Source organism: Enterococcus sp. C53 (genome assembly GCF_040887425.1).
GTDB lineage: Bacteria > Bacillota > Bacilli > Lactobacillales > Enterococcaceae > Enterococcus_B > Enterococcus_B hirae.
Genome location: NZ_JBFOFT010000023.1, coordinates 1 through 1701, shown reverse-complemented (window position 1 = coordinate 1701; position 1701 = coordinate 1). Strand labels below are relative to the sequence as shown.

At 51.6% G+C, this 1701-nt stretch carries 1 rRNA gene; it reads left to right on the top strand.

Going from position 1 to position 1701, the window contains the following annotated elements:
* Window positions 1–82: 82 nt before the first annotated feature.
* Window positions 83–1642 (top strand): 16S ribosomal RNA (locus AB3I42_RS13925).
* Window positions 1643–1701: the final 59 nt, after the last annotated feature.

The following is a 1701-nucleotide window of genomic DNA, read 5'->3' as shown; positions in this document are numbered from 1 at the left end:
ATTCAAGACAACAAACATTTTTAACAAGCAAGCAATATGCTAGCAAACAATTGAGCTTAACAATCGCAAGATTGTTCGAACTTTTTATGAGAGTTTGATCCTGGCTCAGGACGAACGCTGGCGGCGTGCCTAATACATGCAAGTCGAACGCTTCTTTTTCCACCGGAGCTTGCTCCACCGGAAAAAGAGGAGTGGCGAACGGGTGAGTAACACGTGGGTAACCTGCCCATCAGAAGGGGATAACACTTGGAAACAGGTGCTAATACCGTATAACAATCGAAACCGCATGGTTTTGATTTGAAAGGCGCTTTCGGGTGTCGCTGATGGATGGACCCGCGGTGCATTAGCTAGTTGGTGAGGTAACGGCTCACCAAGGCGACGATGCATAGCCGACCTGAGAGGGTGATCGGCCACATTGGGACTGAGACACGGCCCAAACTCCTACGGGAGGCAGCAGTAGGGAATCTTCGGCAATGGACGAAAGTCTGACCGAGCAACGCCGCGTGAGTGAAGAAGGTTTTCGGATCGTAAAACTCTGTTGTTAGAGAAGAACAAGGATGAGAGTAACTGTTCATCCCTTGACGGTATCTAACCAGAAAGCCACGGCTAACTACGTGCCAGCAGCCGCGGTAATACGTAGGTGGCAAGCGTTGTCCGGATTTATTGGGCGTAAAGCGAGCGCAGGCGGTTTCTTAAGTCTGATGTGAAAGCCCCCGGCTCAACCGGGGAGGGTCATTGGAAACTGGGAGACTTGAGTGCAGAAGAGGAGAGTGGAATTCCATGTGTAGCGGTGAAATGCGTAGATATATGGAGGAACACCAGTGGCGAAGGCGGCTCTCTGGTCTGTAACTGACGCTGAGGCTCGAAAGCGTGGGGAGCAAACAGGATTAGATACCCTGGTAGTCCACGCCGTAAACGATGAGTGCTAAGTGTTGGAGGGTTTCCGCCCTTCAGTGCTGCAGCTAACGCATTAAGCACTCCGCCTGGGGAGTACGACCGCAAGGTTGAAACTCAAAGGAATTGACGGGGGCCCGCACAAGCGGTGGAGCATGTGGTTTAATTCGAAGCAACGCGAAGAACCTTACCAGGTCTTGACATCCTTTGACCACTCTAGAGATAGAGCTTCCCCTTCGGGGGCAAAGTGACAGGTGGTGCATGGTTGTCGTCAGCTCGTGTCGTGAGATGTTGGGTTAAGTCCCGCAACGAGCGCAACCCTTATTGTTAGTTGCCATCATTTAGTTGGGCACTCTAGCAAGACTGCCGGTGACAAACCGGAGGAAGGTGGGGATGACGTCAAATCATCATGCCCCTTATGACCTGGGCTACACACGTGCTACAATGGGAAGTACAACGAGTCGCAAAGTCGCGAGGCTAAGCTAATCTCTTAAAGCTTCTCTCAGTTCGGATTGTAGGCTGCAACTCGCCTACATGAAGCCGGAATCGCTAGTAATCGCGGATCAGCACGCCGCGGTGAATACGTTCCCGGGCCTTGTACACACCGCCCGTCACACCACGAGAGTTTGTAACACCCGAAGTCGGTGAGGTAACCTTTTGGAGCCAGCCGCCTAAGGTGGGATAGATGATTGGGGTGAAGTCGTAACAAGGTAGCCGTATCGGAAGGTGCGGCTGGATCACCTCCTTTCTAAGGAATATTACGGAGACTACACTGTTTGTTTTTCACTTTGTTCAGTTTTGAGAGGT